Genomic DNA, 15096 nt, shown 5'->3' with positions numbered 1-15096 from the left:
GAAAAAAGAATGAAGAATACAATCAACAGCTAGGATAACAAATAAATATTTTATAAACGGAACTAAAAATCGAACAACGGAATTTCCACAGTCACCACTGTGCCTTTTCCAAGCTCTGAATCGACAATAATCTTGCCGTCATGCTTGTTAATAATCTGCTGAACGATGGAGAGGCCAAGGCCGGTTCCGCCGCTTTTTCTTGTCCGGGCTTTCTCAACTCGGTAAAACCTTTCGAAAATATAGGGAACATCCTCTTCCGGAATCCCTATGCCTTCATCCTCGATTATAAGGACACCCATCGTATTACCATCCACCACAGAAATTCGTATCGTCCTTTTTTCGGGCGTAAATTTAAGCGCATTGCTCAGAAGGTTCTCCATTACTTGATCTAGTCTCCGATGATCGCCATTCACGACTACCTCTTCATTAAGTTGTACCTCCGTTAAAAGTTTTTTGTCATCGAGCTTTAAGCGAAAGCGTCCCAGCACTTCTTTTATCAGTTCCGCCAGTATGATTGGTTCCTTGTTCATTGGATACGAGTCTCCTTCGAGCTGAGCAAGATCCAGAAGGTCGTGAACAAGGCGATCCATTCTATCGGTTTCTTTTGTAACCGTTTCTACATATTTTTCTGTGGTAATGATTCCTTCCCCCAACGCCTCACCGTACCCTTTAAGGTAGCTGATCGGCGTCCTTAATTCGTGGGATACATTGCCCAGGAATTCACGTCTGTTCCTGTCGATTTCCTCAAGATTGGATGACATCGTATTGATGGACCTTCCAAGGCTCGCGATTTCATCTTCCCCTTTTAGCGACAACCTTTTAGAAAAATCCCCTTGTGCGATGTCTTTTGCCACTTTCTCCATCTGCTTGATGGGACGTACAATTCTATTCGTCATTTTCGTTCCTACAAAAGCGAGAAGTAAAATCAGCATAACCATCCCAATAAAAAGGAAGTTTCTAATTGGCTGAAAGGCTTCGGCAATCGCAGTAAGAGGCATATAGAGGAAAATAACGGCTTCTAATCTATCGTTCATTTGTAACGGAATAACTACGGCACGTATTTCCTGGTCCAACCCGGTATGGAATTTCGTAAAAGTCAACGTCTCGCCCTTCAGCAATTCCTGCCTTTCGCTAAAAGTGATAAGGTTTTCTTCAGCAAACGAATCAAATGGTGCCCCACTTGCAAGTTGCATCGGATCATCTGTAAAAATAATGGAAGTTTCGGAGCTTTGCTCCAACCAGTCCAGATGATCAGAAAAGGTTTCCCGTCCCTCTTCATAATAGGCCAGTTCCAAGGTTTGACCCTGCTTCGCCAACATATCTGTCTGCTTTTCTATATATAAAGTTTGATAAAGGTAGTAAGAGATCCCACCTACAAGGATGATGGTCAGCACGGATACAGATAGGATGGTCAACCAGATTTTATTCCGGATGGATAAAGGCTTCATGCCTCATCACCGTCAAATTTATAGCCGATTCCCCAAACCGTTTTTATTTTAGTTCCTGCATCCTTAAGCTTTAATCTCAATGTCTTTACATGTGTATCCACGGTGCGGTAAGAACCTTTCTCGGTATCCAGGCCCCAGATAACATCATGAAGTTGTTCTCTACTGAACACTTTGCCTTCGTGCTCGATCAAAAAAAGCAATAAGTCATATTCCCTTCTTGCAAGATTGACTTTTTCTCCTCCTACAAGGACTTGCCGAGCACTCTTTTGAACGGTAATCTCAGAATTGGAAACCACATCAAAAAAGGATTGATTGGAACGACGGAGCAATGCTTCTATTCTTGCTAGGAGCTCTTTTGGACTGAATGGCTTCATCACATAATCGTCTGCGCCAAGTTTCAACCCTCTGACCTTGTCCCATTCATCACTTTTAGCTGTCAACATCAGGATTGGCATCATATATTTTTCACGGATTTTTTTACAGGCAGTAAAACCGTCCATGACCGGCATCATCACATCGAGGATGATCAAGTCCACCTCATGATCGAAAAGTAAATCAAGAGCCTCTTCCCCGTTTTCAGCATGGAGGACTTGATAGTTTTCGTTCTTCAAGTAGATACCGAGCATTTCCCTCATATCTGCTTCATCATCCACCACTAGTACTTGAAAGGCGTTCTTCACTCTCCATCGCCTCCTTTAAATAATAAAAAGGGACCACCCTGAACTCCATACTCCTCTATAACATCCAAGCTATCCTTTTCAAGGACAAATACCTCATCGCCATCAAGACTCGACACATACAAGTTGGATCCATCGGCAATCATATAGCTGGGATTATCCCCAACATGGATTTTCTTTTCCACCTCATAGGTGTCCCGATTTAACTTCGTCAAACTATGATCTCCGTGGCTAAGCACGTAAATGGAAGAAGTATCAGTAATCTGAGAAATTTGGATAGGCATTAGCCCTGTTTCCTTTGATAACATTTCATCACCAGTTTCCGGGTCATAGGCGAATACCTTCTCATTCATTTCACCTGTCTCTCCATGACCACCTGTCCAAATATATTTGCCGTCAAAATGCAATCCCTCTGGCCTTGCATTTACCGAAAATGAATTGGTTATATCGTTTTTGTATGTATCCAATATATATACTTCCCCACTCCCGGCGGCAAGTACAAATAGCCTCTCTCCATACTTGACCATCTTGGACGGATACTCACCCACATTTACCTCCAGAACAACCTCTTTTTTCTCAAGATCAATAACTTGTAACTTACTGCTCTTTCCATTGACGGTATAAAGCAATTTATTGTCCTGGTCATACAATAATTCAAGGACTCCCTCTTCGATATCCATGAATTCTGTAACTTTATTCTCCATTGTATTTATCTCATAAAGGCTTTCTTCTTCCTTGACGGAAGCCATGAATTTTCCTGGCTCCATCTCCACAATCGACGAAAACCTGAAAGGCAGACTTACCTTCTCTTGACTCCCTGTGGACAGGTCCAACGCCGTTAGGGCATTCTCTTTCAAATGACTCACATAGATGACCGACTCTTTATTCTCCGTTTTCGGCAATGCAATATCAGAGCTTGTACATGCGGATAAGGTCAGCGTAAGTAATGCCACAATTATAATAAAGGGATTTTTCATCCGTTACACTCCTAAACAGAAATATTAACCCTTATTCTACTCCAAAATTGTGAATAATGTGTGAGCAATGCCAAAAAGGTTTTTTCACACAAAAAAGTGATTCAAATTATAGAATCACCTTGTGGATTTCTGTCATTCAGCTGTTCTTCATAACGATTTTCCTATTAACTCCCATATTTATTCCGATAGTTCCCTAAAGCATGCAGAGGCCAAATATACTTATAGCTATGATAATGGATATAATATCCGCCGGGAATGGCAGCGCCTGTTGGATACTCGGTTCTCCAATCAGATGCTGCCATCAAACCTGTTAATGCATGTATCCCTTTTTCTATTTGGGGAGTTGGTTTAACAGAACTGGCAATCAATGCATCCAATGCCCAGGCAGTTTGAGAAGGGGTACTATGATGAAGTGGGACATAGTTATTCCGAATATCACTTGAACAGGATTCGCCCCAGCCGCCATCTCTATTCTGAATGGAGAGGAGCCAGTTTATCGCATTGCTGATCATTGGATCTGTACTTGGTACACCTACTGCCTTCAATCCGGTCACAGCAGCCCAAGTTCCATAGATATAACAGTTTCCCCAGCGGCCGTACCAGGAACCATCCTCTTTTTGATTATGTTTAAGCCACATAATTGCTTCAACAATTTTTTCGGAATCCTTTGAGATGGTAGTGTACTCTCCAAGGAAGTATAGGGCTCTGCCAGTTAGATCTGCGGTCGATGGATCAAAAAGCACTCTATCCTCGTAGCGAAATGGAATTAGGGAGAGGAGGTAGTTATCTGTATTCTTTTCAAATGCCGACCAGCCTCCGTCATCATTTTGCATGGAAAGTAGCCATCGCACTCCCTTGTTCCAGGCTTTCTTATACCGTCCATCAGCCTGCGCTAAGACTGTGACAACCCTTAAAGCAGCCGTTGTATCATCTATATCCGGAACGATTGTGTTGATATCGGAAAACCCCCATCCACCTGGTGGGACATCAGGGTTTTTCACCGCCCAATCTCCATACTTGTCATGTTGCCTTGAAAGAAGATATGTACCGGCTTTGGTGACAGCATCATTATGTATCGGAACTCCGCCATTGATTAATGCTCCTGTCAACAATGCTGTATCCCAAACGGTTGAAGGGGAATTTTGAATAAAGCTGGAGTCGTCGGATTGATTTCTACATAGATAGGATTTCATCCCCAAAAAAGCATTTTCAATAATAGGGTGGTCCTTGTCGTAACCAAGTGCCATCAAAGAATAGATCATAAAAAAGCTTGCACTGAAATAACTGTACAGAGTACCATTTTTTTCGATTCTATCTATCATGTAATGTTCGGCATTTTTAAAGGCTTTTCTTCGTAGTTCTCTAGGTGTGGAGGAAAGTTTTTTTACGGTATTCTTCACATAGTGGCTGAGGATTTTCAAACCATCTAGCAAGCGGTGATCCTCTTCTTGCGCTTCCCTTGAATGAAGATGAGACAATTTCGGAGTCTGTGCATGTAAAATGGATGCGTCCAAATTACTGCAGATGATGATAGGTATCCAGTGTGCCCTCGCATAACCCACGAGGTTATAGATATTAATGGGAGCCCATTTGGGTATTATCATAATTTCTATCGGAATGCTCTTCACAATCATTGGCCATTTTATCTGCCCATTCAATGCCAGCATCATTCTAGTCAACCAATCACTTTTTGCAAGTCCACCATGATCCAAGATGAAACGTTCCGCTTTAAGCATATAGTCATCGTCTTTTGCAACGTATCCTGAATATAATAAGGAAAAATACGCCTCTATGGTAGCACTGAGATTACCTTCGTTTTCATCTGTGTAAACCTTCCAGGATCCGTTTAGTGCTTGCTGGGATTTGATTCGTTTGACAAGCGCTTTGACAAGCTTTTCTTCATTTGTCCATTTAAGCGTTCTTATCAGGATGATCATATAGGCATCTGTCATGATACTGCTTCCTTCAAAGCAAAAATTCCAGGAACCATTATCCGATTGCTTCCCGAGAAGGTCACCTATCATGTCATTTAGAGAAATGTTTACTTTATCAATCGTCTTCATATTTCCCTCCATGATGTATACGTTTTTATACACCATATGTAGGTTTGAAAAATTTAGAAGGGTATTCAGAAGCCTATATTAACGGGAAACTTACACGAATTTTTCCTGTACTCTTATTAGCTTCGAGAATCAGCTGGTCGATTTCCCTATTTATCGTTATCAGTCTCTCATGTAATTTGTGGATATCTTCTCTCCTTTTTAAATTTTCCAGCCTTTTCATTTCTCTTTCCAAATGTACCATTTTCAACTTAGTGTCTGATATCGAATTTTTAAAGTTCATTTTCCGTCCCCTCCTGTTATTACCAACTTTGCTCCTAATTTGTTCGGAAGACAACTTTTAATGTGTTGTGGGATATGAGAAAAATACGATTGAAATAAGTCACCCAATCCGTTATAATTTGGTTTGGAAATTTAATAATAAAATGTTACATGTGGATTTTTCTAGAGATCACTCTATTTTCGCCACACGACTGTCTTCGGGCAGTCGTGTGGCTTTTTTGTATGTTCAATCAAAGAAAGCGGGTAGATAGTATGAAGACTTGGCATTATGCGTTGATTGTATTTTTAGGGGGATGTTGCCTGGGGATCTTGTCTACATTTGTGAAGCTTGCATATGCTGCAGGTTATTCCATGAGTGAGGTAACAGGTAGTCAGGTGTTGGTGGGTACCCTCATTATTTGGGTCGTCACTTTCTTTGGTAGAAAGAAAGATTTCCAAGCTATTCAAACACTCAAGCTTGTTTTGGCAGGAATACCGATGGGACTAACAGGATTGCTTTACTATCAATCCTTGCAAACACTTGAAGCTTCCCTGGCTATCATTTGTTTGTTTCAATTTATCTGGATCGGCACATTGATTGAATGGATTTTCTATAAGAAGCGTCCTTCATCAGGTAAGGTTCTCTCTATTGTGATCTTACTTTCAGGATCTGTTTTAGCAGCGGGAATTTTTGGGGGAAGTGTCGAATCCGTTTCTTTGCAGGGAGTTTTATGGGGAGTACTTGCTGCACTTACTTTTTCCATATTTATATTTTTGAGTGGGATCGTAGGCAAAGATATCCCTGCAATTCAAAAAAGCGCCCTTCTTTCCACCGGAGGCTTGATTGTTACTTTTACCTTGTTTCCCCCTGTATTTTTAGTGGATTTACAAACTGTAATAGGATTAGCTCCTTATGGATTAATTCTAGGTATATTTGGTGTGGTACTTCCCCCATTACTCTTTTCCATTGGGATGCCACATGTCGGACCAGGTCTTGGAACGATCCTTACAGCCTCCGAGCTTCCTGTCGCAGTAATCATGTCAGCCCTTGTATTATCTGAACATATCAGTGTATATCAATGGGTCGGAGTTGCTCTTATTTTAGGCGGGATAATGGTTGGGAATATGAAACAGAGGCGAACCAAGAACGGTATTCGAACCACAAACAAAAAAGAAACCTTATGAAAGTCGCAATTAGTACAGCTCATTATTTATTGATCAGAATTATGCGGATGAGTTAATAGTGGCAGATGACACCTTGTAACAGGAGTTCATTGAACTCCTCCTGGTGATTGATTTTGTTTTTTTAGTAGGGATTTCTCGAGACTTATAATGTATTTGTAAAATCGTAATAGAATTAAAAGCAAGATTACATCTTCCACCATAGAATATTGCAACTTCCACCAACCATAATTAAAATATCCATATGGTTCAGGTAGCAAAGCAATAATTTCATAAATAATAATAGTGAAAACCCAGGCACAGAAATAGAAAATTTGTTTGGAAACCTTCTCTTTAAAAGGAAAAAAGTTAAGGAACAAGATATTAACTGGGGGGATTAATACTGTATGAGCCAACAGCCCTGCCCAATCAATTCCCTAATTAAAATACCAATATCCTCCCAACTTAAATTCCACAATCAAATCATGTATTAACTGAAAAGCAATCGTAAACAACCAAATGTGCACCATTTGGTTCCGAGTTAATTTTTTCTTTACTTTCCATGCGATAATATTAAATAGGATAATAGCCAGAATTAGTCCAATCATGATTATGTCCTTTTCATGAAAGCTGAGTTTGGAAATGATATTTATAAGTATTATCATGATTCTTCCTTGGAATTATTCACAAAATAAATATATTAACCATTCCAAATAAATATCAACGACGAAAAAAAACAGAACAGCAGAATGCAATTCTTAAACCATCTTTTAAACTTTGAATGATCAACACCTTACTTACCTTTCACGATTTCTAAGATTTCCTGAATTACTTCTTCCTCCTCGCGATTATCCCTAATAATAAATAGTCTATTTCCTTCCCCTTCTTCTGGATCTGTCACATCTTCAAGAAGGGATTCCTTCTGTTGTCTGTTGAGTACTTCCTTAAAGTTAGAAGCACCCCTGAATATATTCGTGCTTCTCATACTGTTCTCTACACGTTCTTTAAGGACTTCATCCGGAATATCAAAATGAACGAGAATACGGTAAAATTCATCCTCTGGAAAGAACTTTGCAAGAAGGTCCTTGCGACTTTTTAGGTTTCTATTTGCGTTGGAAATGATAAGGTGTAGGTCGGTCTGATTTATTGCGTATCGGACAATCAATTCTGAAACGGCATGTTTGAGGGTATTTGGGCCAGCTGTGGGCTGCAGTTTTTGGTAGTGGGTGTTAATGAATTCAGCATGGTTATCCTGATCCATTACCATGGAATTTTGCAAGGCTTGCTCAAGTTTCTTGGCAAAGGTCGTCTTTCCACTATGTGTTTTTCCGACGGTCATGATCAGTAGTCTTTTGGATGTTCCTATTCCATGTTCCATTATTTGAATTTTTCCCATCTCAAACTCTCCAAATCCTCCAAACCCCTTACTTCCTGCCTAAACCACTCCATATTCCCTGCAAATCTTTCCGAACATTCAAACTCTATTTTCGCCGCCTTCTGTCCTTGTACACAGCGCACGCTCGCAATGAACTTCTGCTTTCCCTTAGGCTTATCAAGGCTTACAGAAACATAGGGAAGTATCTCGTAGTAATACTCTGCATCGAGAATATCAAAATAATTCTTTTTAACAATATCTTTAATTCTCATATAATCAACCTCATCCAGCCCCCATCTGATTATACATTTCCCATCTGGAAGGGTGACTTCAAGTTGAAGATGGCTCCCTAAAGTATCTTTAGAAGCCTTTAAGACTTTGAAATTCTCCTCATTTATTTGCATATTTGCACTCATTTTAGTTTGACCCTCCACTATCGCTACCGCCACCGTGGTTATTGAATTGGTTAAACTGATACCTGGTAGTTTCCGCTTCGATATTTTGATTGCCTCTGTTCATATCTGGAGGTTGATTCATTCCTATGTTCTTTTTATCCATATAGATGGTGATTACTTGAAGAAACAAGATAGGTATGATGACAAATAGCCAAATCATTTAGACTCCCCCTTATTAATAAAGTTGAATATCTTTCTCATTGCTTTACCTCTTACTCTTCATCCAGCACTTTGCTTCTAAACTTGAAAATACTGTATAAGATATACAGGAACAACCCAACAAATAATAGGAGTCCATACATGGGATTAAATATTGTCGACACCAAAACAATCGTAATGAAGAACAATCCTATAGCAGATGCAGAACGGGTAAACCATAATGCCTCATCCGTAAAGTCAGGTTAGTCCTTGTACTTCCACCTTTGACCAAACAGCATTCCTTCTCTCGGGTTGAAATAGATCCAAATCAATACAATATACATTGGCAGCGCAAGTATAATCCCTATTGCTTGATCCATGGAATCCCTCCTAGGTTGCTTTCAACTAATATACGAGTCTAAGCGAGTGGAAGTTTCACATAATTCAGTAAATTTTACCTTTTTCTTGAAACTTCTCATTCTTTATAACGTATGTAAACTAAAGGGGGCGTTCAAAATGAAAAATTACGAAAAGCGGCATTATTTTATGGTGGCTGCCATAGCTTTGGTTATTTTTTCTCCTTTGATCATATGGCTATTACCATATATGATTCACAAAGTTCTCCATGATGGCAGTACGGTTTGGATAGTAGAAACGCCTGCGATGACACATATATTTACTTCGTAGTTGCGCTCCTGTTGCTAATTACCGGTGCTGTATTATCCTTTTTCTATTACCGATTAAAAGTCGCATTAAGCTTCATTTGCTTCTTTCTAGCAATTTCTTTAATGGTTATAGGAATTAAACCGGTCACTGTCGTCGACTTTGCTGGTATGGCCACGGTAGCTAGTCCTTTTACCGACGAACAACAATACGGCTGGGAAGATATTGAAAAAGTATATTTGGTTATAAATGATGAAACAAAAGAGCAGAGTTTGGAACTTTATTTCAAAGGTGGGGAGATAAAAACGTTTGACCGGAGAGATGAAGTGCAAAATTTAAGAATTCAGCTGTTGGAGTTAAGTAAAAAATATGGATTTGACTTTACGAGAAAAGAGTAGGTACGTGTTTCACCTACAAAAGGCAGGGGTGATTCCAATAAGGAATGCCCCTTTTTAAATTTATTTTCTATTATTTTGGTGGTGCTTCGGGCTTATAGAGCTAGCATCCTTCCTACACAATAACCTAAAAGCTACTGACACAACTGAAATTTCCCAAATGAATTACTCCCCATTGTTTCTTGACAAAGTATGTTGCACCCTTCCCCTATAACTATAAGGTACTGTCCTTTGGAATAATTCCTTAACTCCCTCTGAAAAACTCAAATATTTTTCAGCCTCTTCGACATCCATCCAAACAACTTCTTCAATTTCCTCAGGCATGTTGATTTCTATTTCGCCACCAATTACTTCACCTTTGAAAACAAAGAAAATAGCATGATGCCCTTTTACCTCAAAGAATGCTTCCATAACTGTCAGAATTCCATTTACCTCCACATCCAGTCCAGTTTCCTCTTTCACTTCTCGAACAGCAGCCAGCTGTAATGTTTCTCCGGGCTCCACCGCACCACCAGGCAACGTATAATAGGACCCTTTTGGACCAGTGTTTTTCACTATAAGGATTTTCCCACTAATTTCATCGAGCAGTAAAACGTAAGCAACGTCCACTCTTTTCATATCAATCACACCTTTTAAGAAATATGCTCATTTCGTCTATTCCAAGTCCCCCGACTGTACTGGTCCCATGAAAATGACATAATCCCCCGAATAGGAGCCACCGCCACCATTACGATGTGTATGTTCAAGACTTATCGCTTCGCCTTTGTCATTAAGAGCCTGATATTGATACGTAAAATAATGACTGGAAGGTAAAATTCCATTATCGGCGGGGCTAACATCGAAAGAACCTGTTAGCTCTTTCCATTGAGATGGTAGCTTGGCATAGCCATAGCTTTTTTCTCCTAACTCGATCTCATGTTTCACTTGTATTTGTGGGTAATAAACTTCCTTGCGGTCAGAAGCACCGGAATTAGTGATGGAATAGTTCCTTCTGGATGTTACAAATATCTCCACTTTTTGCGCAATATCATCTGGGTCCAAGTTCCAGTAAACATATGAGTTTCCATTATTATTGAGGATTTGAGGACCTGTCGAAGATGATGATCCAACATTATCCCACTTCCCCATTCTCCAAACCCAAACGCTTGATCCATATTTGTCACCATAAGAATGGTGCAGAACGATATATGTTTTCTCGTCCAGTTGAACGATGTCTTGAATTTGGAATTTCATTTCTGGCGTTACATGATAATAATTTTCAAGCAACTCTTCTTCTGTATAAAATTCTTTCGGGACTGAAAAGAAATAAAATACCCCCATACCCAATGCTATAATACCCCCAAAAATAAGAACTGCTAAAAGCTGTTTATTCATTGTGCATTCCCCCTTTTCTCAAGAAAGGATGCGGTATCAGAACGATAGTAGTATTGAGTGTTCTTTGTTGTTACTAATAAGCCATTTCCGTCCATTTCTACATAAACAGTTATTTTCTCACCGGTTTTTGGTTTAACACCTGTTAGTGAATAAGGAAATTTCTCCTGAACCTTCTCAGACGTCCTGTTGTCCTCTATTGCCCATTGCTGTTCCCTTATTTCTTCAGTCCATTGAATAACATCTAAACGGGTTTGTTCAAATGATTGGAGATCCTCTTCCAGTTTTACTTTATTAAGAATAACTTCTTCTCCAGATGGATGGGTGATCAATAATTCAGCTGAATCAACATCTGCAAGAAACGTTTCTACCTCATCCTTGGGGTAAAACACACTCGATAATCCAATTGCCAATAAAGATGTTAACAAAAATATGTAATTCCCAGTAAAACCGATCCAAGCATATTTGCGGTATGCTTCCCAACGCTCTTTCCCTATAAGTGCATACAACAACCAAACACCAAGTGGCAGAATGGCTAAGGAAAGCAATTCTCCAGCAAAAGTTATGTTAAAAGAAAAAGATAACAGGCCAATCCAAACCGTTATGACAATTCTCCAAATCCTGGGTAGCTCTTTCTTATCCTGCTTACGATAGATCCTCCATCCCCAAAAAGTAATCACTGTCCATCCAAGGATGGTGCATATTATCCCTATAATATTCCATTCAAAACTCCAAAAAAAATTCAATAAACACACCCCAATTTACCATAAAAATTCCCACTACCATTCTACCATTCTCTAAAATAAAACCCAACATTAGGAAAAAAGAAAAACAGTCAAATAATTTATGACAACAATCTGGGCGTATTTCATACAATATGGTGGGGTGAGATAAATGGCAAGAGTAAAATATACAGATTCAGACTTGGCTTTAGTGGCCAGGATGATACGTGCAGAAGCGGAAGGCGAAGGAAAACAAGGTATGTTGTATGTAGGAAATGTTATTGTCAATCGCGCAATAGCGGATTGCCTGGACTTTAAAGATGTAAGGACCATTCCGCAGGTAATCTATCAGGTACAAGGTGGGAACTACTCTTTTGAAGCGGTCCAAAAAGGGAATATCTTTTACAACCGAGCCAGGGAAGTGGAGAAAAGACTAGCGAAGAAAACATTGGACTTTTGGAGGGAACACCCAGCTAAATTTGCGCTATGGTATTTCAATCCTTATGCTCCATGTCCTCCAACATGGTATGATCAGCCTTTTGCGGGACAATTCAAACAGCATTGCTATTATGAGCCAATTGCCGATACATGTGACAGCGTTTATAGGGGTTAAGGGTATAAAGTTAAAGGAGCTTACCAAACAGAGGTAAGCTCCTTTTTATTTCCTAAATCCCTTTCCCTTCCTTCATCACAACCCCCTTCTCCTCTAACATGGTAACCATGCGGTCCACCTTAAACTGTTGATCTTTATCTCCATTTTTTGGCAGAATGAACCGATCCTCTTGTCCTTTTCCTTTGCCTACATAGAACAGATAGTTATTTTCCGTTGTATAAACAGTGAGGGATTGATCTACCGGGATTTTTCTCTTTTCCTTCCCCAATACGATCGCGTCAAAGCGTGGGTCGTATCCAATTTGGTAGGTAGGATTTGTTCCATAGTAGAGGTTGTATAGCTTCAGGCTTCTTTTTTCGATAACTTTCCGGAAAAACGTCTTTGTTAAAAAAAGAATGACAAAGTATAAAACCAATCCGATGCCCACCGTTACAATATTAAGAATTAAAAATTCTACCCCGTCTGCAGCTATTTGCAGGTTAGCGATGATATTGTACATGCAGAATAGAAAAAGTGCTATTACATTCCCTGCTAATGCAAGCTTGAAAATGGATTTAAAATAAGGCATATATCGAAATAACTCTGTGTAATCTTTTTGATTGATCGGAAACTGTAGTGATAAGGTCTTTTTCAAGATGTACCTCCTGGTGTGATAAATTTATTTCATTCCTGAAATCTCTAATTCTTGATCCATGATAATCCCTTGCTTCACGTAACTGATCAGCTTTGCGGACTCCGTTTCCACCCTTTGTCTGCCATATGGATTAAGAAACCAGTTATCCTCCCTTGTCGACTTGTCGTTAACCGGACACAGGGAATAGTCAATCCAATCAGGCATATAGGTCCGGAGCGTAAGATTTATCCGCCTCATATGGTAATGGCTTGTCACCACCAGAAGGCGGCTGATTTTATGGAGATAAAACGCTCTGTCTAATACCAGCAGGGACGCGAGCACGTTCTCCTTTGTATGAAGGGACTGATTTTCCATCAGGATATCTTGTGCCGGTACTCCGAGCTCCATTGCTTTGTCAGCAAGCATTTGGGCTTCAGTCAAGCCGGTACCATCCCACACGACTCCACCGGAAAACAATATCTTCCCCGATCGCCCTTCCTTATATAGCTGAATCGCTGTCGGTAACCTGTACTCCACGGCCTTGCTGCTACCTGCCACAAAAATGCAGTCACCACTTTTGTTATCTTCTTTTATATTTCTGAAAAGCAAATCGGTCATCTGTTGGTCTGTCAGTTTGCTAGAATCCAGCTGTGAAATAGGTATTTTCATGGTTTTCCTCCCATGGTGACTGTTGTCGAAATCCTTTTACTTACATTATACATGTAAGTGTGAATTCCTTTGCGGATAGTAGCAATTATTTTTAAGATTTTCAAAGCCGTTGGAGTGCTTAGGTCATGAAGACCTCCCTGCCTCGCTTATCTCTTCAGAAAGGTCGCCACTCCTAAAACTTCCCCCTTAATCTTCCACAAATTGAAGAATAGCTCGTATTAGCGAGCCACATTCCCTGCTTCCACAGCCCGAACGCCTTGCTTCTCTTCAATCTCTGGATGAACTTTTCGTATGACAGACGGTCTTGCCATGATAAGCGTAACAAAAATGAGCATACCTGCAGAAAGAAGCAAGACCCATTCACCAGGAAAGATATCGTAAAGAACCCCATAGATTATCATTCCAAGTGGAATCAGCGCCATGGCCATTGTTTCAATGATGGAGAATACCCTCCCTTTGAATTCATCATCGATGGTTTTTTGCAGCATCACCTGAAGAGGGGTATTGACAATGATAATAAAGGAACCAAAGCAGAACATGAGAATCATATAGTAACCAAACATCATCCAATATCCCATCGAAAGAATTAGTGGCAGCGAAATGGCACCCATGATTGCTCCCAGGCACAAAATTCCCCTTTTGGAAACGAGAAGAGGAAATTTCACTTCTTTTCGACCGGAAAAATAAATGGACATGAGAAGCATGCCAAGAGCAAAAGCCCCTTGAGTGAATCCGAAATGTTGCGATTCCATCTTTAGGTTTTCGATTAAGATGTACGAATACCCTACTTCATAAGCCCCAAAAAGGAAATTAATGAGTAAACTGATCCAGAGCATGACCAATATGGTATTTTGCAAACGCAAATAACCTATTCCCGCTTTCATGCTCTGCCACATGGATTCTTTCTCCTCTTCCTCCTTTCTACTATTCTTCACATCAGAAAATAGGCGGAAATTCATGGTCGATTCCAAAAGAACTGCAATAACGGATGCAACAATAAACACCACTAGAAAAACAGGGATTGGTACCGTTCCATATAAAAGCCCACCAACCGCAGGGCTTCCAATAGCAGCAAAAGAGATTGCCACCTGGTTCATTGCCATTGCTTTTTGAATTCGGGCCTGATCAATTAAGCCTGTAATCGAGGAAGTAAATGCGATACCTGAAAACATGGACGTCAAAGATAGGATACTGGTAGTCATGTAAATTGCTATGAGGGAGAGTCCTGTTATTAGGGTGTAAACGAGAAGGCCTGTAATAGCAAGTGTGGTGGCAATTTGTGAAACAATAACAATCTTTTTTCTGGAATAACGATCAGTGATGGCTCCTGCAAATGGTGCAGCAAGTGTTCGTGGGAGAAAATTACATAGAAGATTGGTCGCAAAGCTTGTTGCGGATCCAGTAAGCTGCAAAATGTAAAAACTAATGGCAAATGCATATACCTGTGATCCGAAAGTGGAGATTAATTTACTAATCATAAAGGTGTACAGATGATATG

The 15096-nt window shown here is 40.0% G+C and carries 18 protein-coding genes; 3 read left to right on the top strand and 15 right to left on the bottom strand.

From position 1 onward, the window contains the following. Positions 1–62: 62 nt before the first annotated feature. From MKY77_RS05325 to MKY77_RS05305, 5 genes are all read right to left on the bottom strand, one after another. Positions 63–1448: an ATP-binding protein gene (locus MKY77_RS05325; protein WP_339149245.1), complete on the bottom strand. Its 1386-nt coding sequence runs from the start codon at positions 1446–1448 to the stop codon at positions 63–65. Next, positions 1445–2128: a response regulator transcription factor gene (locus MKY77_RS05320; RefSeq protein WP_339149244.1), complete on the bottom strand. Its 684-nt coding sequence runs from the start codon at positions 2126–2128 to the stop codon at positions 1445–1447. Before MKY77_RS05320 ends, MKY77_RS05325 begins: the two co-directional genes overlap by 4 nt. After that, positions 2125–3102 (bottom strand): YncE family protein, encoded by a 978-nt coding sequence (locus MKY77_RS05315; RefSeq protein ID WP_339149243.1) that lies wholly within the window; start codon positions 3100–3102, stop codon positions 2125–2127. Before MKY77_RS05315 ends, MKY77_RS05320 begins: the two co-directional genes overlap by 4 nt. Before the next feature lie 164 nt (positions 3103–3266). After that, positions 3267–5165 (bottom strand): squalene--hopene cyclase, encoded by a 1899-nt coding sequence (gene shc, locus MKY77_RS05310; protein WP_339149242.1) that lies wholly within the window; start codon positions 5163–5165, stop codon positions 3267–3269. Positions 5166–5238: 73 nt separating this feature from the next. After that, the gene (locus MKY77_RS05305; protein ID WP_339149241.1) at positions 5239–5445 is read right to left on the bottom strand and encodes a hypothetical protein; all 207 of its coding nucleotides are present in this window, start codon (positions 5443–5445) and stop codon (positions 5239–5241) included. 251 nt (positions 5446–5696) lie between these two features. Here MKY77_RS05305 and MKY77_RS05300 point away from each other — a divergent pair, with 251 nt between their 5' ends. Further along, positions 5697–6608, top strand: a complete 912-nt coding sequence (locus MKY77_RS05300) for a DMT family transporter (RefSeq protein WP_339149240.1) — start codon at positions 5697–5699, stop codon at positions 6606–6608. Between the two features lie 413 nt (positions 6609–7021). On the opposite strand, the gene MKY77_RS05295 is transcribed toward MKY77_RS05300, so the two are convergent. The 4 genes from MKY77_RS05295 to MKY77_RS05280 form a co-directional block, all read right to left on the bottom strand. Further along, on the bottom strand, positions 7022–7192 hold the full coding sequence (locus MKY77_RS05295; RefSeq protein ID WP_342515665.1) for a hypothetical protein: 171 nt from the start codon (positions 7190–7192) through the stop codon (positions 7022–7024). 185 nt (positions 7193–7377) lie between these two features. After that, a complete protein-coding gene (locus tag MKY77_RS05290; RefSeq protein WP_339149238.1) occupies positions 7378–7980 on the bottom strand; it encodes an AAA family ATPase in 603 nt (200 codons plus the stop codon). Next, positions 7962–8363 (bottom strand): hypothetical protein, encoded by a 402-nt coding sequence (locus tag MKY77_RS05285; protein ID WP_339149237.1) that lies wholly within the window; start codon positions 8361–8363, stop codon positions 7962–7964. Before MKY77_RS05285 ends, MKY77_RS05290 begins: the two co-directional genes overlap by 19 nt. 13 nt (positions 8364–8376) lie before the next feature. Beyond that, on the bottom strand, positions 8377–8574 hold the full coding sequence (locus MKY77_RS05280; protein WP_339149236.1) for a hypothetical protein: 198 nt from the start codon (positions 8572–8574) through the stop codon (positions 8377–8379). 619 nt (positions 8575–9193) lie between these two features. Here MKY77_RS05280 and MKY77_RS05275 point away from each other — a divergent pair. Next, positions 9194–9613 carry a hypothetical protein gene (locus MKY77_RS05275; RefSeq protein ID WP_339149235.1) on the top strand — a complete coding sequence of 140 codons (420 nt, stop codon included), beginning with the start codon at positions 9194–9196 and terminating at the stop codon, positions 9611–9613. A gap of 162 nt (positions 9614–9775) precedes the next feature. On the opposite strand, the gene MKY77_RS05270 is transcribed toward MKY77_RS05275, so the two are convergent. From MKY77_RS05270 to MKY77_RS05260, 3 genes are read right to left on the bottom strand one after another with little or no spacing between them, the layout of a single operon-like run. Then, the gene (locus tag MKY77_RS05270; protein WP_339149234.1) at positions 9776–10228 is read right to left on the bottom strand and encodes an NUDIX hydrolase; all 453 of its coding nucleotides are present in this window, start codon (positions 10226–10228) and stop codon (positions 9776–9778) included. A 36-nt stretch (positions 10229–10264) separates the two neighbouring features. Further along, positions 10265–10984 carry a hypothetical protein gene (locus MKY77_RS05265; RefSeq protein WP_339149233.1) on the bottom strand — a complete coding sequence of 240 codons (720 nt, stop codon included), beginning with the start codon at positions 10982–10984 and terminating at the stop codon, positions 10265–10267. Next, the gene (locus MKY77_RS05260; protein ID WP_339149232.1) at positions 10981–11727 is read right to left on the bottom strand and encodes a hypothetical protein; all 747 of its coding nucleotides are present in this window, start codon (positions 11725–11727) and stop codon (positions 10981–10983) included. Before MKY77_RS05260 ends, MKY77_RS05265 begins: the two co-directional genes overlap by 4 nt. 148 nt (positions 11728–11875) lie before the next feature. Here MKY77_RS05260 and MKY77_RS05255 point away from each other — a divergent pair, with 148 nt between their 5' ends. Continuing rightward, positions 11876–12316, top strand: coding sequence for a cell wall hydrolase (locus tag MKY77_RS05255; protein ID WP_339149231.1), 441 nt, complete (start codon positions 11876–11878; stop codon positions 12314–12316). Between the two features lie 52 nt (positions 12317–12368). Here the strand turns inward: MKY77_RS05255 and MKY77_RS05250 are convergent, their stop codons facing one another. The 3 genes from MKY77_RS05250 to MKY77_RS05240 all read right to left on the bottom strand — a co-directional run bounded on the left by MKY77_RS05250 (position 12369) and on the right by MKY77_RS05240 (position 15076). Beyond that, positions 12369–12950: a hypothetical protein gene (locus tag MKY77_RS05250; protein WP_339149230.1), complete on the bottom strand. Its 582-nt coding sequence runs from the start codon at positions 12948–12950 to the stop codon at positions 12369–12371. Positions 12951–12974: 24 nt separating this feature from the next. Further along, positions 12975–13598, bottom strand: coding sequence for a YdcF family protein (locus MKY77_RS05245; RefSeq protein WP_339149229.1), 624 nt, complete (start codon positions 13596–13598; stop codon positions 12975–12977). 218 nt (positions 13599–13816) lie between these two features. Continuing rightward, positions 13817–15076: an MFS transporter gene (locus MKY77_RS05240; protein WP_342515664.1), complete on the bottom strand. Its 1260-nt coding sequence runs from the start codon at positions 15074–15076 to the stop codon at positions 13817–13819. Positions 15077–15096 lie beyond the last annotated feature (20 nt).

Source organism: Sutcliffiella sp. FSL R7-0096, assembly GCF_038595065.1.
GTDB lineage: Bacteria > Bacillota > Bacilli > Bacillales > Bacillaceae_I > Sutcliffiella_A.
This window is presented reverse-complemented; position numbering and strand designations above follow the sequence as displayed.